This is a genomic window from Actinomadura rudentiformis (assembly GCF_008923185.1).
GTDB classification, from domain to species: domain Bacteria; phylum Actinomycetota; class Actinomycetes; order Streptosporangiales; family Streptosporangiaceae; genus Spirillospora; species Spirillospora rudentiformis.
The window spans coordinates 38351-58509 of sequence record NZ_WBMT01000001.1; the positions used below are offsets into that span (position 1 = coordinate 38351).

At 67.1% G+C, this 20159-nt stretch carries 18 protein-coding genes, 2 tRNA genes and 1 pseudogene; 13 read left to right on the forward strand and 8 right to left on the reverse strand.

Going from position 1 to position 20159, the window contains the following annotated elements; translation table 11 throughout:
- The first annotated feature begins 203 nt into the window (after positions 1-203).
- The 8 genes from F8566_RS00200 to F8566_RS00235 all read left to right on the forward strand — a co-directional run bounded on the left by F8566_RS00200 (position 204) and on the right by F8566_RS00235 (position 7548).
- Complete coding sequence (locus F8566_RS00200) at positions 204-1340, forward strand: L,D-transpeptidase (protein WP_225992714.1); 1137 nt, start codon at positions 204-206, stop codon at positions 1338-1340.
- Between the two features lie 199 nt (positions 1341-1539).
- Positions 1540-2784: a L,D-transpeptidase gene (locus F8566_RS00205; RefSeq protein WP_225992715.1), complete on the forward strand. Its 1245-nt coding sequence runs from the start codon at positions 1540-1542 to the stop codon at positions 2782-2784.
- Between the two features lie 172 nt (positions 2785-2956).
- Positions 2957-4165 (forward strand): glycosyltransferase family 4 protein, encoded by a 1209-nt coding sequence (locus F8566_RS00210; protein ID WP_404800248.1) that lies wholly within the window; start codon positions 2957-2959, stop codon positions 4163-4165.
- 125 nt (positions 4166-4290) lie between these two features.
- Positions 4291-4362: transfer RNA gene (locus F8566_RS00215), tRNA-Glu, on the forward strand.
- 5 nt (positions 4363-4367) lie between these two features.
- Positions 4368-4443: transfer RNA gene (locus tag F8566_RS00220), tRNA-Glu, on the forward strand.
- 394 nt (positions 4444-4837) lie between these two features.
- Entirely contained in the window at positions 4838-5983 is a 1146-nt protein-coding gene (locus F8566_RS00225; protein WP_151556754.1) for a DUF3466 family protein, read from the forward strand.
- A gap of 249 nt (positions 5984-6232) precedes the next feature.
- Positions 6233-6934, forward strand: coding sequence for a helix-turn-helix domain-containing protein (locus tag F8566_RS00230; protein WP_151556756.1), 702 nt, complete (start codon positions 6233-6235; stop codon positions 6932-6934).
- A gap of 59 nt (positions 6935-6993) precedes the next feature.
- Complete coding sequence (locus tag F8566_RS00235; RefSeq protein ID WP_151556758.1) at positions 6994-7548, forward strand: dihydrofolate reductase family protein; 555 nt, start codon at positions 6994-6996, stop codon at positions 7546-7548.
- 151 nt (positions 7549-7699) lie between these two features.
- On the opposite strand, the gene F8566_RS00240 is transcribed toward F8566_RS00235, so the two are convergent.
- The gene (locus tag F8566_RS00240; RefSeq protein ID WP_151556760.1) at positions 7700-8059 is read right to left on the reverse strand and encodes a hypothetical protein; all 360 of its coding nucleotides are present in this window, start codon (positions 8057-8059) and stop codon (positions 7700-7702) included.
- A 253-nt stretch (positions 8060-8312) separates the two neighbouring features.
- Between F8566_RS00240 and F8566_RS00245 the strand changes: the two genes are divergently transcribed.
- On the forward strand, positions 8313-8597 hold the full coding sequence (locus F8566_RS00245; protein WP_151556762.1) for a hypothetical protein: 285 nt from the start codon (positions 8313-8315) through the stop codon (positions 8595-8597).
- Positions 8594-8955 (forward strand): annotated as a pseudogene (locus tag F8566_RS52770) (DUF6980 family protein). Before F8566_RS00245 ends, F8566_RS52770 begins: the two are co-directional and overlap by 4 nt.
- A 474-nt stretch (positions 8956-9429) precedes the next feature.
- On the opposite strand, the gene F8566_RS00255 reads toward F8566_RS52770, so the two are convergent.
- Positions 9430-10461 carry a GNAT family N-acetyltransferase gene (locus F8566_RS00255; RefSeq protein WP_225992717.1) on the reverse strand — a complete coding sequence of 344 codons (1032 nt, stop codon included), beginning with the start codon at positions 10459-10461 and terminating at the stop codon, positions 9430-9432.
- Between the two features lie 63 nt (positions 10462-10524).
- On the opposite strand from F8566_RS00255, the gene F8566_RS49570 reads away from it, so the two are divergent.
- Both F8566_RS49570 and F8566_RS00260 read left to right on the forward strand, forming a co-directional pair.
- The gene (locus tag F8566_RS49570) at positions 10525-10719 is read left to right on the forward strand and encodes a hypothetical protein (RefSeq protein ID WP_192809430.1); all 195 of its coding nucleotides are present in this window, start codon (positions 10525-10527) and stop codon (positions 10717-10719) included.
- An 8-nt stretch (positions 10720-10727) separates the two neighbouring features.
- Positions 10728-11429 carry a TetR/AcrR family transcriptional regulator gene (locus tag F8566_RS00260; RefSeq protein WP_151556764.1) on the forward strand — a complete coding sequence of 234 codons (702 nt, stop codon included), beginning with the start codon at positions 10728-10730 and terminating at the stop codon, positions 11427-11429.
- A 36-nt stretch (positions 11430-11465) separates the two neighbouring features.
- Here the strand turns inward: F8566_RS00260 and F8566_RS00265 are convergent, their stop codons facing one another.
- From F8566_RS00265 to F8566_RS00285, 5 genes are all read right to left on the reverse strand, one after another.
- Entirely contained in the window at positions 11466-13652 is a 2187-nt protein-coding gene (locus F8566_RS00265; RefSeq protein ID WP_151556766.1) for a xanthine dehydrogenase family protein molybdopterin-binding subunit, read from the reverse strand.
- Complete coding sequence (locus F8566_RS00270; RefSeq protein ID WP_151556768.1) at positions 13649-14632, reverse strand: FAD binding domain-containing protein; 984 nt, start codon at positions 14630-14632, stop codon at positions 13649-13651. Before F8566_RS00270 ends, F8566_RS00265 begins: the two co-directional genes overlap by 4 nt.
- On the reverse strand, positions 14629-15585 hold the full coding sequence (locus F8566_RS52555; RefSeq protein WP_192809431.1) for a 2Fe-2S iron-sulfur cluster-binding protein: 957 nt from the start codon (positions 15583-15585) through the stop codon (positions 14629-14631). The genes F8566_RS00270 and F8566_RS52555 overlap by 4 nt, the downstream gene beginning before the upstream one ends.
- A gap of 462 nt (positions 15586-16047) precedes the next feature.
- Positions 16048-16413, reverse strand: a complete 366-nt coding sequence (locus tag F8566_RS00280) for a hypothetical protein (protein WP_151556772.1) — start codon at positions 16411-16413, stop codon at positions 16048-16050.
- A gap of 223 nt (positions 16414-16636) precedes the next feature.
- Positions 16637-17608: a helix-turn-helix domain-containing protein gene (locus tag F8566_RS00285; RefSeq protein ID WP_151556773.1), complete on the reverse strand. Its 972-nt coding sequence runs from the start codon at positions 17606-17608 to the stop codon at positions 16637-16639.
- Between the two features lie 1215 nt (positions 17609-18823).
- Here F8566_RS00285 and F8566_RS00295 point away from each other — a divergent pair.
- Entirely contained in the window at positions 18824-19225 is a 402-nt protein-coding gene (locus tag F8566_RS00295) for a hypothetical protein (RefSeq protein ID WP_151556775.1), read from the forward strand.
- A gap of 36 nt (positions 19226-19261) precedes the next feature.
- Here F8566_RS00295 and F8566_RS00300 read toward each other — a convergent pair whose 3' ends face one another.
- Entirely contained in the window at positions 19262-20116 is an 855-nt protein-coding gene (locus F8566_RS00300) for an aldo/keto reductase (RefSeq protein ID WP_225992718.1), read from the reverse strand.
- Positions 20117-20159: the final 43 nt, after the last annotated feature.

Here is a 20159-nt window from a genome sequence, read left to right on the forward strand (position 1 = left end):
GTCGCCGCCCAGCGGAGCTCACCCAGGAGGCCTCACCACGTAGCACGCGGTGATGCACTGCTTGCCGATCGTGTTATTTCTTGGAAGATCGAACTTTTCGGTCGTTCGTTCTGTCTCAAAATCTCGGATACCTTTCCCTGTCTGTAGGGAAATAAGAGGTTTTGGGGGAGATTGTGCCTGTACGGGGTCGTTTGGGGCTTTTCGTGGCCGGTAGTGCGAGCGCGGCCGTGCTCGTGGCCGGCTGCAGCGGGGGTGGCGGCTCGGGAGAGCTGGCCTCGAACGAGACCGGGTCGGTCACGATCACGCCGGGGAACGGTGGCGCGTCGGTGAAGCCGGACAGCCCCATCGAGGTGAAGGCTTCGAACGCCACGCTCGAGAACGTGACCGTCCAGGGTGAGGGCGCCACCATCACCGGGAAGCTGTCCGCCGACCGCAAGACGTGGCGGTCCGGCCGCACGCTGACACCGGGCGCCTCGTACACCGTGACGGTCCAGTCCAGGCACGACGGCAAGATCAACACCGCGACCAGCACGTTCAGCACGCTCAAGCCGGCCAAGACGCTGTCGGTCATCGACGTCACCCCCAACCTCAAGGGGGAGGAGGTCGGCGTCGGTATGCCGATCATGGTGCGGTTCAACCGGCCGGTGACCGACAAGGCAGCCGTCGAGCGGGTGTTGCAGGTCACGCCGGAGAAGCCGGTCGAGGGCGCATGGCGCTGGATCACGCCCGACCAGGTGATCTACCGGACCAGGACGTACTGGGCGCCGCACCAGAAGGTGCGGTTCACCGCCCAGCTCGCCGGAGTGCCCGCGGGCAAGGACGTGTACGGCGCCAAGGACGTTGAGCAGACCATCAGCATCGGCGCCGCCCAGATCACGACGGGGAACATCAGCAAGCACCGGATGACGGTGACCCGCGACGGCAAGAAGCTGCGCACCATCCCGTTCAGCGCGGGCAACGGCCAGACCCGCGAGTACACCACCACGAGCGGTGTCCACCTGCTGATGGAGAAGGCCAGCCCGGTGACGATGGTCTCTCCGGGCCGCAAGGAGGGTGACCCGGGCTACTACAAGACCGTGGTCCAGCATGCGGTGCGGTTCTCCAACAGTGGTGAATACACTCACTCGGCGCCGTGGTCGGTGGGTTCACAGGGATCGGCCAACGTCAGCCACGGCTGCCTGAACCTCAGCCCCTCCAACGCCAAGTGGTACTACGACATCATGCAGCGCGGTGACGTGCTCAAGCTGACCGGCAGTGACCGGGAAGTCGAGTGGAACAACGGCTGGAGCTTCTGGCAGGAGTCGTTCGACGACTGGAAGCAGGGCAGCGCACTCGCCTGAGCCGGCATGAAGGCCAGCCGCTGTGAGAGGCAGGCCTTCACGCTGCGTGAGGAACAGGTGTCGCACTGCAGGGCATTTCGTGCCGAGTTGATGGATCTTGCAACGCTTTGATCTCGGAGGTCGGCCAAAACCAGTGGTTGTGACATCATCGACGATTTTTGTCGCTAATGTCTCCCTGGTATCAGGCGGGGTCGGGAGGATGATGGTGCAGCGAGGTCTTACCGCAGGGGTGCGGGCGGGCACGGGGCTTGCGGGGGCCGTGCTGCTCCTCGCGACCGCCTGTTCGGGGGGCGGCGACGACGGTGGGGGCGGCACCACGGTCGGCGGTAAGAACGAGCCGAACGCCCCCCAGGTGACGATCACGCCGGGTAACGGGAACGGCAAGGCCAAGCCCGAAGAAGGCGTCCAGGTCAAGGTCGCGAACGGCGCGCTCGAACAGGTCACCGTCACCCGCAAGGGCAAGCCGGTCGAGGGACAGCTGTCGCCGGACAAGACCAGCTGGAAGTCCCGCACGCTGCGGCCGAACTCCGACTACGAGGTCTCCGTCGTCGCCAAGAACCCGCAGGGCAAGACGACCGCGGCGACGAGCAAGTTCAAGACGCTCAAGCCCGCCGCCGAGTTGACCATCGCCGACATCACGCCGACCAAGGGCGAGAAGGTCGGCGTCGGCATGCCGATCATCGTCACGTTCAACCGCGGCGTCGACGACCGCAAGGCCGTCGAGCAGGCGCTGGGGGTCAAGTCCACCAAGCCCGCCGTCGGCGCCTGGTACTGGGCGAGCGACAGCCAGGTGATCTTCCGTACGAAGAACGGCAGCTACTGGAAGCCGAACCAGAAGGTCACGTTCACGGCGAAGCTGGCGGGGATCAAGGCGGGCAAGAAGACCTACGGCGTCAGCGACGTCTCCCGCAGCTTCCGGATCGGCAACGAGCACATCACCACGGTCAGCACCAAGACCAAGAAGGCGACGTTCAAGGTCAACGGGAAGGTCGTCAAGCGCAGCGGCGTCAGCGCCGGCAAGGGCGGCCGGGTCCGGAACGGCGTCGACACCTACCTGACCACCAGCGGCGTCCACCTGACCATGAGCAAACACCTGGTCGAGCGGATGACCTCCGCCTGGATGGGCGTCACGGACAAGAAGGACCCCGAGTACTACGACCTGAAGCTGCCGCACGCGGTCCGCATCTCCAGCACGGGTGAGTACCTGCATGCCAGCCCCGACCGCTACTGGGCGTTCGGCCGTACGAACGCCAGCCACGGCTGCGTGAACCTGCCGCCGCCCGTGGCCCAGTGGTTCTACAACCTGTCCTACCGCGGCGACCCGGTGATCGTCACCGGCAGCAAGCGCGGGCTCGACCCGTTCAACGGCTGGAGCTTCTACGCCATGTCGTGGAACCGGTGGGTGAAGGGCAGCGCACTGGACCGCACAGTCACCACCGGCTGACCACGTTGACCTGTGCCCGATCTCGGGAAGGTAGGGAACACGACCTGCCTGAGATCGGGGACAGATGGCGGCGAAAAGAGGCCCGCTGGGCCGGATACGACACGGAATGCTTCGGCGTGGGCACCGAACGTTGCGGCGAGCGCTGCTCATGGCGCTGGTGCCATTGGTCCGGATGCGCCAGGTGCAGCGAACTGACCGGCTGAAAATCCGGATCCTGCTGCAGCACGCGTACGGTGCCGGTGGGACGATCCGGACGGTGCTCAACCTGTGCGGCCATCTGGCCCAGGAGCACGATGTCGAGCTCGTCACCGTCGTCCGTGACCGCCAGGACCCGTGCTTCCGGATACCTGACGGCGTCAGGGTGACCGTCGCGGACGACCGCCGGAACAAACCGACGAACAGGGCCATCCGGCTCATGACCCGCCTTCCGAGCCTGCTGACCCCGGCGGGCGACGCCTCGTTCCGCAGCATGAACCTCTGGACCGACCTGCGACTCGTCCGAGCGCTCTGCCGCTCCGCCCCCGACGTTCTGATCGGAACGCGCCCGTCGCTCAACCTCCTCATCGCCGCGCTCGCGCCGCGCGGGACCATCACGATCGGGCAGGACCACATGAACCTGCCGTCGTACCGCCCGCACCTGCGCCGCGAGATCCTGCGCTGGTACGGCCGCCTCACAGCGCTCGCGGTCCTCACCGAGGTGTCCCGCGCCGATTACGAGGCCGCGCTCGCAGGGACACCTGTCCGGATCGTCAAGATCCCGAACGCGGTCCCCGAGCTCAGCGGCAGCGGCCCCTCACCACGAGACGCCAAGGTCGTCCTGGCCGCGGGCCGGCTGACCCGTCAGAAGGGCTTCGACCTGCTGATCCGGGCGTACGAGCCCATCGCGGCCGACCATCCCGACTGGACGCTGCGGATCTTCGGCGGCGGACCCCACCGCGACCGGCTTCGGAAGATGATCGCCGATCTGGGCCTGGCGGGCCGCGTCGACCTGCGTCCGCGAACACTCGATCTGCCGGGAGAGATGCGCCGCGCCTCGATCTACGTGCTTTCCTCCCGCTTCGAAGGCATGCCCATGGTGATCCTGGAAGCGATGTCCCTGGGCCTCCCCGTGGTGGCGTTCGACTGCCCCACCGGCCCAGGCGAAATGATCACCTCCGGTCACGACGGCCTTCTCGTCCCGCCAGGCGACCAGGCAGGCCTCACAGCAGCCCTGCGCAAGCTCATCGAGGACGCCCCCCTGCGGGACCGCCTGGGCGAGGAGGCCCTCCGTTCCGTCCGGGCCTATGACATGGCCCGAGTCGGTGCCCAGTGGCAGCACCTCCTAGCCGACCTCCACCCACAAAAACCCGTTGCGGCCACTACCCGGGTCCAGGCATCGTAGGGATCAGCCGCAGACAGAAAGGAGCGGCCGCCATGACCGAAAAGCGCGAACGCCGCTCCGGAGAACGCCCGTAGGCTCACCCGCCCTACGACCGCCCTCCCCTCGCGGAGCGGCGCCCTTTTCCAGGCGCGTTCGTCCAGTGGCCAGGACACCAGGCTCTCACCTTGGAGACACGAGTTCGATCCTCGTACGCGCTACGCAAGGCCGGGTCGACTAATTGGCAGGTCCCCTCACTTTCAATGAGGACAGTGCGGGTTCGAATCCCGTCTCGGCTACCACCCCAGACATCGATGACCAGGCAAAACACGCCATCACGACCGACCGCCCGAGGCATCATTTGATCGTTTGCCATCGAGATGTCATCAGGATTCTCCGGCATCAGATGACACCATCCGGCCGCAGGTAACCCACCGAGTCTCCGCCGGACCGCGGGATCATGCCGAGGAGCGCCGGTGGCCGGACCCTTCTATGCGCTCAGCTTCGGCTTGTATTCGCGTTCCATCCCGACAGGGCGGCCAGCACGGTGAACACCAGGCCGGACGGGTCGTGTGATCCCTGCCGCAGACGGCGTATCCGTCCGGGTGTCGCCGGATGCGGCCAAGACGGGGCCGCCTCAACCGTGCCAGCATATGGTGGCGTGGTCGATGGAATCGATGGTGAAGGGCCGGCATCGTGACAGGTCTTGTACAACGCGCCGTGGCCGTGCCGACGGCCGCCGCCTTCGGGTTGATGCTGGTGGCGGCGCCCGCGACGAGCAGCCAGGTGACGATCCGACTGACCGAACTCCCCGCCGACGGTGCCGGGCTCGCCCGGGACATGGCGATCAACGATCGGGGGCAGATCGGCGCCACCCTGACCCCGGACGAGAACGTGTACGCAACGCGGATCGTTCGTTGGGACTGCGGGCCCAGCGGCTACGTTCTCCACCCGCTCTCCTCACCCCGGCCCGGAGCCCGATTCGCCGCCATCAACGACCGAGGTGATGTCCTGGCCGAGGATGGCACACTCTGGGATCGCCGTGACCAGGTCGTCGCTACGGTCCCGCCGCCGGGCGCCTACAGAGTCGCCCTCAACAACCGCCGCCAGGTCCTGCAATTCCACGACCAGGAATGGCCGCCGGGACTGCCCCGCACCACCGGCCTGTGGAGCCGGAGCGGGCTGGCCGAGCTGAAGAACCCCGGCCACTACGTCCTCCCGTCCGGCATCAACAACCGAGGGCAGGTCACCGGGACCGTGCTGGCCCAGCTGGGCACCCAGAACTCCGGCTTTGTGTGGAACGGCCGGACGCTCACCAAGGTGCAAGGTCCGGCCGGGGCACCGGTCAACTACATGGCCGACATCAACGACCGTGGGCAGGCGGTCGGCCTCTACCAGGAGCAGAGCAGGACGTTCCTGTACGCCCATGGCAGATCGACCGACATCGGAACGCTCGGCGGGTCGGCAACAGTCGTCCACGGCCCGTTCGGCAAAGCCATCAACGAACGGGGACAGATCGCCGGACTGAGCACCACGGCGTCCGGTACGCCTCGTGCCTTCCTGTGGGACCGGGGCAAGATGACCGACCTGGGGCCCCTGGGCGGCGACCGCAGCGGCTGGGTCAAGGACGTCAACGACATGGGCCAGGTGATCGGCCAGAGCTTCACCGCCGACGGGGAGGTCCACCCGTTCCTGTGGGACAGGGGAACGATGTACGACCTGCACGTGCCGGGCGCCCGCTCCACCGAGGCGTTGGACATCAACAACCGGGGTCAGATCGTCGGCACGATCTTCACTCAATCCCGCCAAGAGCGCGCCGTCACCTGGACCGCGACCCGGTGACCACGCCGGGCGCCTGCGGACGGCCCGCCACGTCTCCTTCGGGGTAGTTGTCAGTGAAGGATAATTCGGAAGATCTTCTTCCAGGTGCTGGAGGTTCGGCGCGGCAGGGATCCGGCGCTGTAAGGGAGCTCGTACTTGTCGGCCATGGCACGGACCCGTGGGGAGACTGGGCCAAGCGGTTCCCCCGGACAAGCCCGGCGCCATCGCGGTCATCCATGCCAGACTCCCCTCGGGAAGGGGTGGTATCGGATGGGTTTGGAGCTTGAGAGCCGGCCTTCCGACTCGCCCTACATCGAACGGGTGTGGCGCAGCCGGAGCGTGGACGTCGGCCAGATGACCTCGGTCGCAGTGCCGCTGTGCGATCTGGTCTTCTGGGAACAGCACGGCCGGATCCGTGCCAGTGTCCAGGGCCCGGAGTCCAAGGCGACCATGGCGCCGATCCCGGCGGACGCCACGTTCTTTGGGATCGTCCTCTCGCTCGGCACGGTGATCCCGCATATGGCGACCGAACGGCTCGTCGACGGCGCCCTGGAAATCCCTGACCTCACCCGCCTGTCGGTCTGGATCAAGGGCTCTGCCTGGCGCCTCCCGACCTACGACAACGCCGAAGGGTTCGTCGACCGGCTGGTGCGTGAGGGCGTCATCGTCCGCGATCCGGTCGTCGCGGCCGTCATGGACGCAAGACCTCCGGCCATTTCCCAACGCAGCGTCCAGCGGCATTTCGTGGCGTCCACAGGCCTTACCCAAGGCGCCATCCGGCAGATCTATCGCGCCCGCCACGCAGCCGTCCTGCTCCGCGAGGGCATGGCCGCGGTCGAGGTGGTCCATCAACTCGGCTACTTCGACCAGCCGCATCTTTCCAGGTCGCTGAACCGATACATCGGGCTGACCGCCACACGGCTAGCCGCCGCCGACGAGGCGGAGCCGGTGTCGCTTCTGTACAAGACCTGACCTCGCGGGGCCTCTAGCGTTCCTTTCGCACGCACAGACAAGCAAGCGAGGGAGTCATCATGCGCAAGGTCGTTTCAGCTCTGTTCATCTCGCTCGACGGCGTCGCCGAGGCGCCGGACCAGTGGCAGTTCGACTTCGACGCGGAGATGGGCGAGGAACTCGGCAAGTCGATGGAATCGGCCGACGCGATCCTCCTCGGCCGGGTCACCTACACCGAGTGGGCAGGTTACTGGCCGACCGTGACCGAGGGCGAGGACGCGGGCTTCGCCAACTGGATCAACAACTCGCCCAAGTACGTCGTCTCCTCCACCCTCGACAATGCCGACGACTGGGCCAACAGCACCCTGCTCAAGGGCGACCTCGCCGCCGAGATCGACAAGCTCAAGGCCACCGAGGGCAAGGACATCACCGTCGCCGGCAGCCCCGGCCTGGTCAGGTCCCTCATCGAGCATGACCTCCTGGACGAGCTCGTGCTCCTCATCCACCCGGTCGTCGCCGGTGGCGGCCGCAAGAAGCTCTTCGCCGACGACGCCACTCTCACCAAGCTCGAACTGGTCAGCGCCAAGCCCACCAGCAGCGGCGTCATCATCGCCACCTACCGGCCCGGTCGCTGAACCCGGACAACGGCGGGCCGCCGCACCACCGCCTGGCCCACCGGCCGTTGAGATCGCGTACGAAGAAGGGTGCAGCGCCCCCGGGGCTTGCTGAGCTGGGCGAAAGGCAGCGGCACCCAACCTCCTTAATGGTGCTGTGCCCGCCCGATCATCACCGGCCGCGGCGGACGTCGCGGCCGGTGACGACCCGCAGTGGAGTCAAACGGGCGGCGATGATGTCGGTGGCCCCGCCGGCTCGCTCCAGCCGTCCGAAGATCGTCAGGGCGGCGGCGTCGAGGATGATTCGGCGTTGGCGGTCGAACAGGGCCGGTGAGATCAGCACGTTGGCCATACCGGTTTCGTCCTCGACAGGAAGCACACGCCGCCGGCGGTGGGCGACCAGTCCGGCGACGTGCACGTTGGTGCCGTGGGCGAGCTGGGGGAGCCGGCTGGTGGGGTGGATGCCGGCCTCGTCCAGCTCGGGGCGTAGGCACCATCCACTGATTGCGCAGATCGGTGTCTGCCAGCGCACTGGTCCAGAACTAGCTGATCTCAACGCTCGCCGCTTCGAAGGCTCTTTGTTCACCCGGTAATGCAATGCATCTGACCACGGTCGAAGACGTCTGGACCCGATGAACGCGCGGGCGTCGCGACTGTGATGGGTCCGGATCGCTTGATCACCCGAGCCCTTGCTGATGCCGATACGCCTGCTTCGCTCCTTGTTTGTTTATCGGTGGACCGCAGGTTCGTGATCCCGTGATGATGAGCCTGCGGAGGGGAGTGATGTGGACAGGTCGGGTTGGTATGGGGTGCGGTGTTTCTTTGCCGTGACGGCGGGTTCGTACGAGGAGAGCATCACCGTTTGGCGGGCTGATTCGTTCGACGAGGCGATTGCCAAGGCGGAGGCGGGCCAGGACGGGACTTACCTGGAAATGGCTCAGGCCTTCTTCATCGGGGATGAGCTCGGTGAGGGGACGGAGGTGTTCTCCCTGATCCGGGATTCTGAACTCGAGGCAGACGATTACCTCACGCGGTTCTTCGATACTGGACGGGAGCGTCAGGCCTCTTGAGGCACTGCTGTGAGGTGATGGAGCGTCGACTCGGTCACCAATGTGATGCGCACACCGACCCCTGCGAGTGCGCGGATGCGCTGGTGAGCTACAGCGAGCGGTTCGATGAGTACGGGCTGATCATCCACGGCGGGGGTCTTCGATCTCCCGCATCTCGTTGTGTCCCTGGTGCGGGGCGCAGCTGCCCGAGTCGTGGCGCGATGTGTGGTTCAACGAGATAGAGCGGCTTGGGATCGATCCCTGGGAGGGCCAGGTGCCACCCGAGTTCGAGACCGGAGCTTGGCGGGTCGGGCGCATGCACCCCGGTGAGGGCGGGAACGTGGAGTCGCCGGTGCATGAGGACGCAGCGTCATCCTGACGGCGCGAACAGATGCTTGGCGCCCACGCTCCGCATCCCCGGCACCCCCAGAACCCGCAAGGCGGCCAAGCAGTCCTGATCCGGCGAGTCCAAAGCTCCCACGACCTCCACGTGTGGACACTCATCTCCGGAGGTGAACGAGGGGGCTGGGCCTCTGACCGCTGTCTACCACCACCTGGTTGAAGGATCACGGCGAAGAAGGGCGGACGAAGCTCATTGTTCGCGGCGTCGTTCCTCGGCGTCCATGCGGACCACGGCGATCACTACCCAGATGATGCCGACAGGGATCACAACACCAGGAGCAGACCGGCGAGGGCCTCCATTGAGAGACACCTTCCTGTTCCCATTTCGCCCGAGTCCCGGAACCGGTAGACCTTCTACGTTGCGTAGAAGTTTTCGTACTGTCGGCCCGGAACTGTCACTGAGGCGTCGTCAAATCCTGTGGACTGGCAGGGCAGCCCGATGACCGGTCGATCAGGCAAGTGGCTTGCGGTAACGGACGTACTGGTTCTGCCGCCGGAACCCTACGCTCTCGTAAAGATCGTAAGACCGATGCGGATTGGCCGTGCTCGTGTGCAGTCGGGCGGTTGTCGCGCCCTCCTCTCGGAGGCCGCGCAGCGCCTCCAGCAGCAGGGCCCGGCCGATTCCGAGACGCCTGCGGTCCGCCCGGACGCTCAGCTCTTCGACCTCGCCCACGGTGCGGTCGTGGCGGCGGATGGAGCAGAGGGCGACGCCGACCATGTCCTCCCCGTCCCACGCGGCCCTCCAGCATGCCGGGTCGGCCGTGTCGCAGAAGTCCCGGAAGGTCCACTTCGGGGTGAGGCTGGTGCCCGCGTACGAATCAACGACCATTCTCCAGGCTGCACGGTAGTGGCTTGTGCCAACAGGCCCCGTCCGTATCCCGGCCGGCAACTCGCTGCCTCGCTCGGGAAGCTGCCGCAGATTGCCCAGCTCCAGCTCGACCAAACTAAAGACCTGTCGATAGCCGGCTTCTTGCAGAAGTGCCGTGGCGTCCCGTTCGGAGGCCATGGCGTTGGCGCCGATCATTGCCGTTCGCGCCGTTCCATGCTGCCTGACGAGCTGGCGGATCCGTTCTTCGGCCCAGCTCAGCATGGCTGAGCCGATGCCCTGGCCGCGATGCTCGGGCAGGAGGTAGCCGCGGTGCAGGTACAGCCACGTATCATCTCGCTCCTGCCACCACCGGATCGTCGCGTAGCCGGCGACGTCGCCGTCGTGCACCACCAGGATCTGGTTCTTGGAGGGGTCCTCCAACTTTGCGGAGGCTTCGGTGATCTCGGCCGCTGTCGGGAGTCCTTCCACAACCGAGTGGGCATCGACCTGGTCACGCTCTGCACAGCCCAGCCGCACTGCGGCCATGGCGGCGTGGTCTTCGCCGCCGTGATAGGGCCGGAAGCCAAAGCCGGCTGGAAGGTCAGGAGACCGAAACCCGCGACTGCCGTTCACGCCCACCCAGCTTTCATCCCAAGCCTGATCTGCTGTGTCCAATGGCCAGTGAGCGTAGGCATGCCGATCAGACAGCGGAACTCATTTTCCCCAACGTGATCGTTCATGGACCTGACCGACGGCACGTGGAACGGCCACGGCCACTGCCCGATCACCGGCAGGTGGAGCAGTCGAGCACGGTCAGGCGGCGAGGGACTCAGGCCGCTCGACGAGCTGGCCGCGTTCGAAGCGGGCTCCGGCCCGGACGAGGGCGACGAGGTGGCTCTGGTCATCGAATCGATGACAGCAGAATTCTGTTAGCATCGACTATGGCCGATCAAGGAGAGGTCCGCCAGCGGATCATCGACGCTGCGACCCGGCTGCTTCAGGACCAGGGGCGCGAAGCCGTGACCACCCGGGCAGTCAGCGCGGCGGCGGGGGTGCAGTCCCCGACGCTGTATCGCCTGTTCACCGACATGAACGGGCTGCTCGAAGCCGTCGCCTCCGAAGGATTCGCGCGCTACCTCGCCGACAAGCACGCGCAGGGGCTCTCCGCCGATCCGGTGGAGGACCTGCGCCGTGGCTGGGACCTGCATGTGGAGTTCGGCCTGCGGAATTCCGCGCAGTACCTGCTCATGTACGGCCAGCCCATCCCCGGGCACCGGCACCCCGCGGCCGAACAGGGCCTGCAGCGGCTCCGCATGCTCATCGAACGCATCGCGGCAGCCGGACGCCTCGTCGTCGGCGTCGAGACCGCCATCAGCATGATGCACGCCGCCTGCGTCGGGATCACGATGAACCTCATCGAGACGCCACACGAGGAACGTGACCCCGCCCTTGCGGACCGACTGCGCGAGGCCGTCCTCGCAGCCATCACCAAGACCGTCCCGGACAGCCCACCCGCCGTCGCCGAGCGCGCCGTGGCGCTGAAAGCCGTGCTGGACGACACCGCCGGCCTCTACTCCGCCGGCGAGCGCGCACTCATGAACGAACTCCTCGACCGCGCCGCCGATCACACCCCGACCCGCTGACGCACCAGCAGGCCGTGCAGGTCGCCACGGCACTGATCACAGCAGTTTGTCCTGGGTGAAGGGGACGTCTCGGAGGCGGCGGCCAGTGGCGTGGAAGATGGCGTTGCCGACCGCCGCAGGGACCCCGGTGCCCGGTACCTCGCCGAAGCCGCGAGCATCGAGCGCCGTGCTGCTCTGGTCCGGCCGGTCCACGAACAGGGTCTCCAGCGATGGCGTGTCGGCGCAGACCGGCACCAGGTAGGTGGACAGGTTGGGGTTGACGACCCGCGCCGTCGCCGGGTCCACCATCGTGTGCTCCATCAGCGCGAAGCCAATGCCCCAGGTCACGCCGCCCATGACCTGCCCGCGTGCGGTCCGGGGGTTGAGCACCCGCCCTGGATCGTGCGCGGTCACGACCCGGCTCACGCGCAACACGCCCAGCCTCGGCTTTATCCGGACCTCTACGAACACAGCACCGAAGGAGTGCCCGGGACTGTTCCGCGTGTTTCCGGTGCCTGCGACTTCGCTGCCGTGACGGGTCACGATGTTGCGGTAGCTGTCGTTGCGGTAGCGGTCGCCGCGGGCGAACAGGCGTCCGCGCTCGATCACGACATCCGCGGCGGGCACGCCGTGCAGCGGGGAACGTGGGTCGGCGACAGCGAGCGCGATCACGGCGACTCGTGCGCTTTGCGCCGCCTGCGCTACGGGACCGACCACACTGGCCATGGTGGCCGACGCCGCCGACAGAGACGCAGGGGGGAACGCGGTGTCGCCGAGCAGCGTGGTGACGTGGTCGAGCGGCATGCCCAGCTCGTCCGCGGCGACCTGGGTGAGCACGGTATAGGTGCCGGTGCCGATCTCCTGGGTGGCGGCCCGCAGGGTCGCCCGCCCGTCCAGCCCGATGGTGAGGGAGGCGTTGGACGCGATCGCGCCGAAGGTGTGGGCCTCGGTGGCCATGCCCCAGCCGATGTACTCGTCGCCGTCCCTGGTCTTCCCAGGCCTGGGGTTGCGCCGTGCCCAGCCGAACGCCTTGGCCGCCTTCCGATAGCACTCCAGCAGGTGCTTGCTGGCGTAGGGCTGGTTGGTCACCTGGTTGAACGTGACGTGGTTGCGTACTCGTAGCTCCACAGGGTCGATGCCGACCTCGTAGCTCAGCTCGTCCATGGCGGTTTCGAGGCCGAAGTGCGCGGTCGTCTCCGGAGAGCGCATGAAGCTCGACGTCGGCAGGTCCAGCCGAACACCCAGCTGCCGCACGTGCACGTTCGGGCAGGCGTACAGGTGGACCGTGGAGTCGCTGCTGTTGAAGATGTGCTCGTCCAGACGGGTCAGCTGTGCCGTGGAGGTGTCGGCGATGGCGGTCAGCACGCCCTGCTGGGTCGCGCCGAGCTGCAGGCGGTGGCGGTATTCGGCACGGTGGCCGTTCGAGGTGTACATCTGCGCGCGGGACAGCACGAGCTTCACCGGCCGACGGGCGAGCCGCGCCGCCGCCGCGGTGAGCAGGGTGTGCGGATAGACGGGGCCCTTGCCGCCGAAACCGCCGCCCAGGTACGGCGAGATGATTCGGATTTTCGTCTCCGGCAGGGTGAACGCGATCGACACCATGCGACGGGAGAAGATCACGCCCTGGGCGCTCTCGTACAGCGTCAACGAGTCGCCGTTCCAGACGGCGGTGGTGGTGTGCGGTTCGATCGGGTTGTGGTGCTGCATCGGGCTGCTGTAGTTCTGCTCGACCCGGACCGCGGCCTGTTCGAGCGCCGCGGCGGCGTCACCGCGGACGACCTCGTTGGGGTCTCCAAGAATCGGATGCCCAGAGTCTTGATCCGGCAGGAACGCCTCGTCGAGCGCGTCGTCCAACCGCACGGTGGGCCGCTCCGTCCGGTAACGGACGCGCACCAGGTTCGCGCCCTCCTGCGCCTGCTCCAGGGTCTCCGCCACGACGTAGGCGACCGGCTGCCCGTTGTGGTGCACCCGCGTGTCCTGAAGCGGGATGAAAGGCCTGTTGTACGGGAAATCGGGCACAGTCAACCGTGGCATGTCCCGGTGGGTGTAGACCGCGACGACGCCGGGATGTGCCAGCGCCGCCCTGGTATCGATCTCGGTGACCTCGCCGCGGGCGATCGTGCTCAGCACCATGAAGCCGTGCAGCACGCCGGTCACCTCGTTGTCGGCGGCGTAGCGGGCCGCGCCGGTGACCTTCGGCCGGCCGTCCACTCGCGCCACGCCCTGCCCGACCAGCTTGGTCATCGGACGCCTCCCAGCTCACTGAGGATGCTCTCCAGTGCCCGCTGGACGAGTTCGACCTTGAACCTGTTGCCCTCGCGCGGCCGGGCGTCCTGGACCAGGACGCGTCCCGCCTCGGCGATCGCCGAGGCGGTCAGCGGCCCGCCCCGCAGCGCCGCCTCGGCGCGCGCATCTCGCCACGGACGGGTGGCCACGCCACCGAACGCCAGCCGCACGTCCTGCACGACGCGGCCCTTCATCCGTAGCGCGGCCGCCACCGACACCACGGCGAACTCGAAGGTGGCCCGGTCGCGCAGCTTCAGGTAGCGCGAGTGCGCGGCGAGGGTCGTGCGCGGGACGTCCACCCGGATGATGAGCTCGCCCGGCCGCATCGTGGTCTCCCGGGTCGGGGTCGACCCGGGCAGGAGGTAGAAGTCGGAGATGGGGACGGCTCGGTGGCCGTCGGAGCCCAGCAGGTGCACGGTCGCTTCCAATGCCGTCAGCGCCACCGCGAGGTCGGAAGGGTGGGTGGTGATGCAGTGGTCGCTGCCGCCGAGGATCGCGTGTCCGCGGTTGTGCCCGTTGATTGCGGGGCAGCCGCTGCCGGGGGCCCGCTTGTTGCACGCCGAGCCGGAGTCCCGGAAGTAGCCGCATCTGGTGCGCTGCAACAGGTTTCCGCCGATCGCGGCCATGTTGCGCACCTGCGGGGACGCCGAGGCGAGCAGGGCCTGCGACAGCACCGGGAAACCGCGCCGCACCCGGGGGTGCTCGGCGACCTGTCGCATCCGGGCCAGCGCGCCGACGCGCAGCCGCCTGGAGCCGACGGCGATCTCGTCGAGGCCCAGGTGGTTGACGTCCACGAGGTGGTCGTGGGCCTCCGCGCCGTCTCGCATCAGGTTCAGCAGGTCGGTGCCGCCCGCCACGAACGTGGAATCGGGGTTCCCGGCGGCGATCCGTACCGCCTCGGCCGGGCTGTCGGCGACCGTGTAACCGAAGGCCCTCACCGCCGCACCTCCGTCGCGGCGTCGCCGACCGCGGCGACGATGTTCTGATACGCCGCGCAGCGGCAGATGTTGCCGCTCATCCATTCGCGGATCTCCGCCTCCGAACCCGTATGGCCCTCATTGATGCAGGCCACGGCCGACATGATCTGACCAGGGGTGCAGGCACCGCACTGGAACGCGTCGTGCCTGATGAACGCCTCCTGCACCGGGTGCAGTTCCTCGCCCCGTGCCAGCCCTTCCACCGTGGTGATCTCGGCGCTCCGCGCCATCACGGCCAGGGTCAGGCAGGACTTGATCCGCTCACCGTCGGCCAGCACGGTGCACGCCCCGCACTCGCCCCGGTCACAGCCCTTCTTGGTGCCGGTCAGGCCGAGACGTTCCCGCAGCGCGTCAAGCAGCGTCACCCGCGGCTCGACGACGACCCTGCGCCGCTGCCCGTTGACCGACAAGACGATCTCCACCGTCACCCCGGCGGCGACCGCGGCGGCACGTTCGGTGACGGCCGGGGCCGCTTCCGCGGTGGCCGGGGCAGCGCCCGCGATCGGCCCGGCCACAGCAGTTCCCGCGGTGGCCGCCGCCATGGATGCGAGCACCGTGCGGCGAGTGTGCCCGGGCCCCTCCGGCAGGCGCTCGTACAGCTCAGCGATCTTCAGACCCAGCCGCGGGTCCGGGTCGTCGACGATGTCGAACGACAGCTGCTCCGCGATCAGCGGCAGTGCGATCTGGTCGGCGCGGCGGTGCGCCGGATGCATGAGGTACTCCCAGTAGCCGTCCAGATCCTCGATCACAAAGATGGCCGCCCACTCGTGTTCGCCGCCGTGGTCCTGGCCGACGATGAAGGACCTTACCGACGGGATGGTCCGCCCCTGGTCGCGCAGGCTTTCGAGGGCGGCTTTGCGCTGTTGCGGTGTGACATCGGGCTGGAACGTGAATCGAGTGCCGTGGTAGATCATCGAACACCTCGTTATCGACGCTAACGCTGAGACGATAACATCGATAGTTATCAGTGACAACAGAATCCCGCTATCGGCTGCATCGGGACTTCGGGTGGCGTTGTCGCCCGACCGGTACCTGACCCAGACCCGGCACACGAGTGGGCACGAAACCGACCTTCTACGTTCACGAGTACGCCGGGAACCTGCGGCAAGCGCTGCCGTATCCAGCGCGGGGCCCCCGTCGATCGTCAGCGTCACGGTCTGGTCTGCGAGCGCGACGACGTCGTGCATCGAATACGGCCGGGCCCGTGAGCTGGCAGGTGCCATCGGGAGGCTCGGAAAGGCCGGACACCGGGTGCGCGGCCCCTTGGGGTTGCGCACCCGGTGTCCTGTCCGCACGTGGCGCCTTGTGGGACTTGGCAAATCCCTCGGACGCCTGGCGGGCTCGTCGAAGGCCGGTCCCGTAGGCGCTGCCTTTGATCAGAGCTGGATCCAGCCTGTGGTGGACGGGTTGCATTGACGGTTTTCACTGCCGGGCCCGGTGCAGACACGGAATTTGACGATGGTGCCTCCGCCCGAAGGACCTTCCTCGCCGCATCCGGAGCTGGAGCCGTTCCAATCTCCGACGGAATCGCTGACTCCGTTGGAGGTGACATAGAAGGTGCGTACTCCCCAGTTGTTGCCGCTGGTGTCGCAGGCGCCTACGCGGGTTTTGCTGGTCCTGACGTAGCCGTAGCCGCCGGAGACGTTCGCGGTCCAGTCGGCGTGCGCGGGTGTGATCCCGCTGCCCAGCAGGACAGCCGCCAGACCGATCGTGACGGCCGTTCGTTTCCGGGTGATCAACATGGGTGCCTTTCTGCGGGCCGGGACGCCGTCAGGACGCACATGCCGTGCGACGCGATGTCGTTGAACAGAACATGCGCCCACGCTCGCCCTCTTGTGGTCCGGCCCGCCCTGGTCGAAAAGGGCGATGAACAGCGCCGCTTTGGCACTGGTATCGAGAATGCGCCGCGTCGACTCCGATGTCCTTGCCGATCAGTGCCGGTTGGTTGACCGTCCGTGCCAGGGATCAGCCAGGCGATGGGGGGCGCTGACGACGGTAGTCCTGTGGGCTGAGGCCATAGGTGGCCCGGAAGGCCCTGCTGAAGTGCGCACTGTCGGTGAAGCCCCAGCGGGACGCGATCACCTGGACAGGGCGGGAACGCTGCGCGGGATCGGCGAGGTCGTGGCGACAGCGCTCCAGGCGGCTGGCGCGAATCCAGGCGGCGACGGTCATCCCGTGCGCCTGGAACATCCGATGGAGCTGCCGGATGGAGATGTGATGAGCCGCGGCGATCATCTCGGGGGACAGCGCCGGGTCGCCGAGCCGGTTCCGCACGAACGAGCGGATCTGGATCATCAGGGTGCGATGCCGAGCCTCGGTCGATTCGGGGCCGGAGGGTTCCAGCCGGTGTTGAAGCAGAACGGCCAGCAGGTCCAGGAGCGTGCAGGACAGGCGCAGGCGGTCAGCCGGCCGGTAATGGCGGACGTCCTCGGCCAAGCGGTGCAGCATCGTGCCGACCAGTGCGCCTACGCCGTGCCGGCCGGGCAGGCGGTGGCCCAGAAGAGGTTCAGCGGCGCGCGAGGACATCGGGAGCAGACGTCGCGGAAAGGTCGCCATGATCCATTGGCTGCCCGTGGTTCTGGATCCTCGCCAGCCGTCGAAGGGACTGGACGTCTCGAACAGCGCCAGATCTCCTGGCGCCAGTTCGGCGTGTCGATGGTGGTGGGCGGTGCCGCTGCGCCCCCGCAGGTTGAGCACCAGCCGGTATGCGTCTGGATCCGATCGGCGGATCAGCTCGCGCGTTCGACGGAATCGGTACAGGCCGCGGCAGGAGGTCGACGCCACCGACAGGTCGCCAAGTTCCGTGCAACCCCACACGGCCCAGAAGTCATCCGGACGAGGGCAATCGAGGAGAACCGGGACCGGCAGATCCCTGACCGCCTCCTGAAACCGTTCAAAACGCTCGATCGACGGAAAGTCATCGCTATTGATCAGCATTGGAATCCCCCGTGCTTTGCGCGGAAAGCCACATCACTGAGAACACCACGCCGGCTGACCCGGTGCACGATCTGACCCAAGCCGGTCACAGAGACCGAAAGCGGGCGCGCCGATCCGAGGAACGAACGCGGGCACCAGCACCTGGCCGGCCGCCCAGCCGCGCCGTTCCGAGCCAGAGGACCTCACTGCCCAATGGCTTGCGAGCCAGCTCAGCCGAACATCTCATAGCCGAACCCGACTGAGCACATCAACCGGTACGCCGACACCAGTACGAGTAATCCCAGCTTGTCGCGTCCAGGGCCGAGTTCCATACCGCTTCCTCCTGCCGGGCCGTTTCCTGGTCGCCATGCGGGATCTCCCGATGACGGTGTCGCCGGAGTGGGCGCCGGTGGGCCACACAGAGGTGCGCCTGAGGTCGAGGAACTGGGACCATGCCGATGTGGCTGGAGACATAGAGTTCTTTCTCGCCCCAGATGACGAGGCTGCTGCCGCGACGCAGCTGAGAGGCTCTGGTCGACCCATCCATCCGTCGTGGGCCACGACTTCGACCCGGACGACGCCGTCGTTGAGTGGGATGTGTACTTCGAAGCGCCGTCTCCCAAGCTCCCAGCCACGTGAGCAGCTCTACTCATGGGAATGGCCCACCTGGGTCGCGCCAATACTCAAAGACGGCATCGGCGTCTTCACGTTTCCGGCAAGACTGACTCGCGCGCTCGCCAACACCGACTCCGGCGAACCTCACGAACTTGCCACGCGCTGGTCCGAGCGACTCAGGTAGGCCGACAGAGACGACATGACCAACGACGCTCCCGGGGTCAGCGCCACCGGAATCCGATCACTCACCACGCCAGAACGGGTCGATCCGCTGTGGAGGAGTTCACCCAGGAGCTGGCTGAGATCGTGCAACGGGTCGCGGCACTGGACATCGGGAAGGCCGAGCTGGTGGCGTGTGTGCGGGTGCCGCATGACCGCGACCCGGGTAAGCGCCGGCAGCAGGTGCCACCAGCCACCCCCGCTATCGTCTGCGCGCCGTCCCAAGCCCGCACCGGACGCGGCCCGCGCACCCGTGGCCTGCATAGAGGTCCAGGACACCGGCAATAAGGAGTGGCACTAATCGGCGTGTCACAGGCCCATGGCTGTGAAACCGCTAGGTCCGGCGGCGGGTATGACCCTTGCCGACAGCCGGGGCGATGCGCGGCGCGAAGGGGCGCGGCGATGCAGTGGCCGAAGGTGTCGGATGTGGTGGCGACGGTGCTGGCGCTTGGGGTGCTGGCCGCCGTATGGGGTGCGGTGCAGTGGGCGCCAGGTGACACGCTGCGGTGGCTGTTGGCCGGTGCGGCGGTGCTCGGTGCGGCAGCGCTGGTGATGTGGGGGCTGCTGGGGCCAGGCTCGCGGTGGCTGGCGGGCGAGCACACCGAGGGGTTCTACAACCGCCGCGGACGCCACTCCGCCCTGGACTACATGACACCGCAAGAGTTCGAAACCACCACCCCACCTGCCGAACCCGATCCCCTCACCCGCGAGTCCGTAAAACCGGGGCAACATCAACGTCGCCGTGGAACGGGGGAAGCTCATGAGCCGGCGATGCTGGGGTGGAGCGGTGTCGTCTTTCGGTGACTTCACGTTCGCACGCGGCTGGCTTGCCGTTTTCGGTCAGCTGGGTCGGGTGAGGGTGTCGATCGCGGTGATGTCTTCGGCGGCAAGGGTGAGGTGTTCCAGGTCGAGGTTGGCGGTGATGCGTTCTCGGCGTGATGACCTGGGGAGGATGACGATGTCGTGTTGCAGATGCCAGCGCAGGACGACTTGGGCGGGGGTGACTGCGTGACGTTCAGCGATTCCGGTGAGGACCGGGTGGCGCAGGTCGGTGTTTTTCAGGCCGCTGTAGCCTTCGACGACCACTCCTCGGCGACGGTGCTGGTCCAGCAAGGCGGGGTCGTGTTGTCCCGGGCTCCATGGGATCTGGTTGACCGCCGGTTGCTGTCCGGTGGCTTTGGTCAGCAGGTCGATCTGGGCCGGGCTGTAGTTGCTGACCCCGACGGTGCGGACCAGTCCCGCGTCCTTGGCGGACACCAGTTCCTGCCAGGTCGAGACGAGCTCGTCGCGGCCGGTCGGCCAGTGGATCAGCCAAAGATCCACATAGTCGGTGTCGAGCTGGCGGAGGCTGGCCTCCAGGGTGCGGCGGGCATGCCGTGCGTCCTGTGGGCGCAGTTTGGTGGTGATGAAGATTTGCTCTCGGTCCACGCCGCTGTCCTTGACGGCCCTGCCGACCTGTGACTCGTTCTGGTACAGCGTGGCGGTATCGACATGCCGGTAGCCGACTTCCAGCGCGGCGCGCACGGACTCGTAGGCGGTGTCGCCGCGCAGCTGCCAGGTACCGAAACCGATCAACGGCAGCGCGATATCACCAGGAAGCTTCGTCGTCCAAGTCATACATGGCATTCTCTCCCCGCGCCTTGATCGACGACACGCGCCACGGCCGCCATGACAGTTGCGCAGCGAGATCGACACCAACCCGTCCGCGCTCTACCGCTGTATGAGAGTCAATGATCAA

Coding starts and splice junctions, on each gene's coding strand:
- F8566_RS00280 (WP_151556772.1), bottom strand. CDS start 16,413: ATGTTGATCACCCGGAAACGAACGGCCGTCACGATCGGTCTGGCGGCT.
- F8566_RS00230 (WP_151556756.1), top strand. CDS start 6,233: ATGGGTTTGGAGCTTGAGAGCCGGCCTTCCGACTCGCCCTACATCGAA.
- F8566_RS00260 (WP_151556764.1), top strand. CDS start 10,728: ATGGCCGATCAAGGAGAGGTCCGCCAGCGGATCATCGACGCTGCGACC.
- F8566_RS00210 (WP_404800248.1), top strand. CDS start 2,957: ATGCGCCAGGTGCAGCGAACTGACCGGCTGAAAATCCGGATCCTGCTG.
- F8566_RS00235 (WP_151556758.1), top strand. CDS start 6,994: ATGCGCAAGGTCGTTTCAGCTCTGTTCATCTCGCTCGACGGCGTCGCC.
- F8566_RS49570 (WP_192809430.1), top strand. CDS start 10,525: ATGGACCTGACCGACGGCACGTGGAACGGCCACGGCCACTGCCCGATC.
- F8566_RS00205 (WP_225992715.1), top strand. CDS start 1,540: ATGATGGTGCAGCGAGGTCTTACCGCAGGGGTGCGGGCGGGCACGGGG.
- F8566_RS00295 (WP_151556775.1), top strand. CDS start 18,824: ATGCAGTGGCCGAAGGTGTCGGATGTGGTGGCGACGGTGCTGGCGCTT.
- F8566_RS00265 (WP_151556766.1), bottom strand. CDS start 13,652: ATGACCAAGCTGGTCGGGCAGGGCGTGGCGCGAGTGGACGGCCGGCCG.
- F8566_RS52555 (WP_192809431.1), bottom strand. CDS start 15,585: ATGATCTACCACGGCACTCGATTCACGTTCCAGCCCGATGTCACACCG.
- F8566_RS00285 (WP_151556773.1), bottom strand. CDS start 17,608: ATGCTGATCAATAGCGATGACTTTCCGTCGATCGAGCGTTTTGAACGG.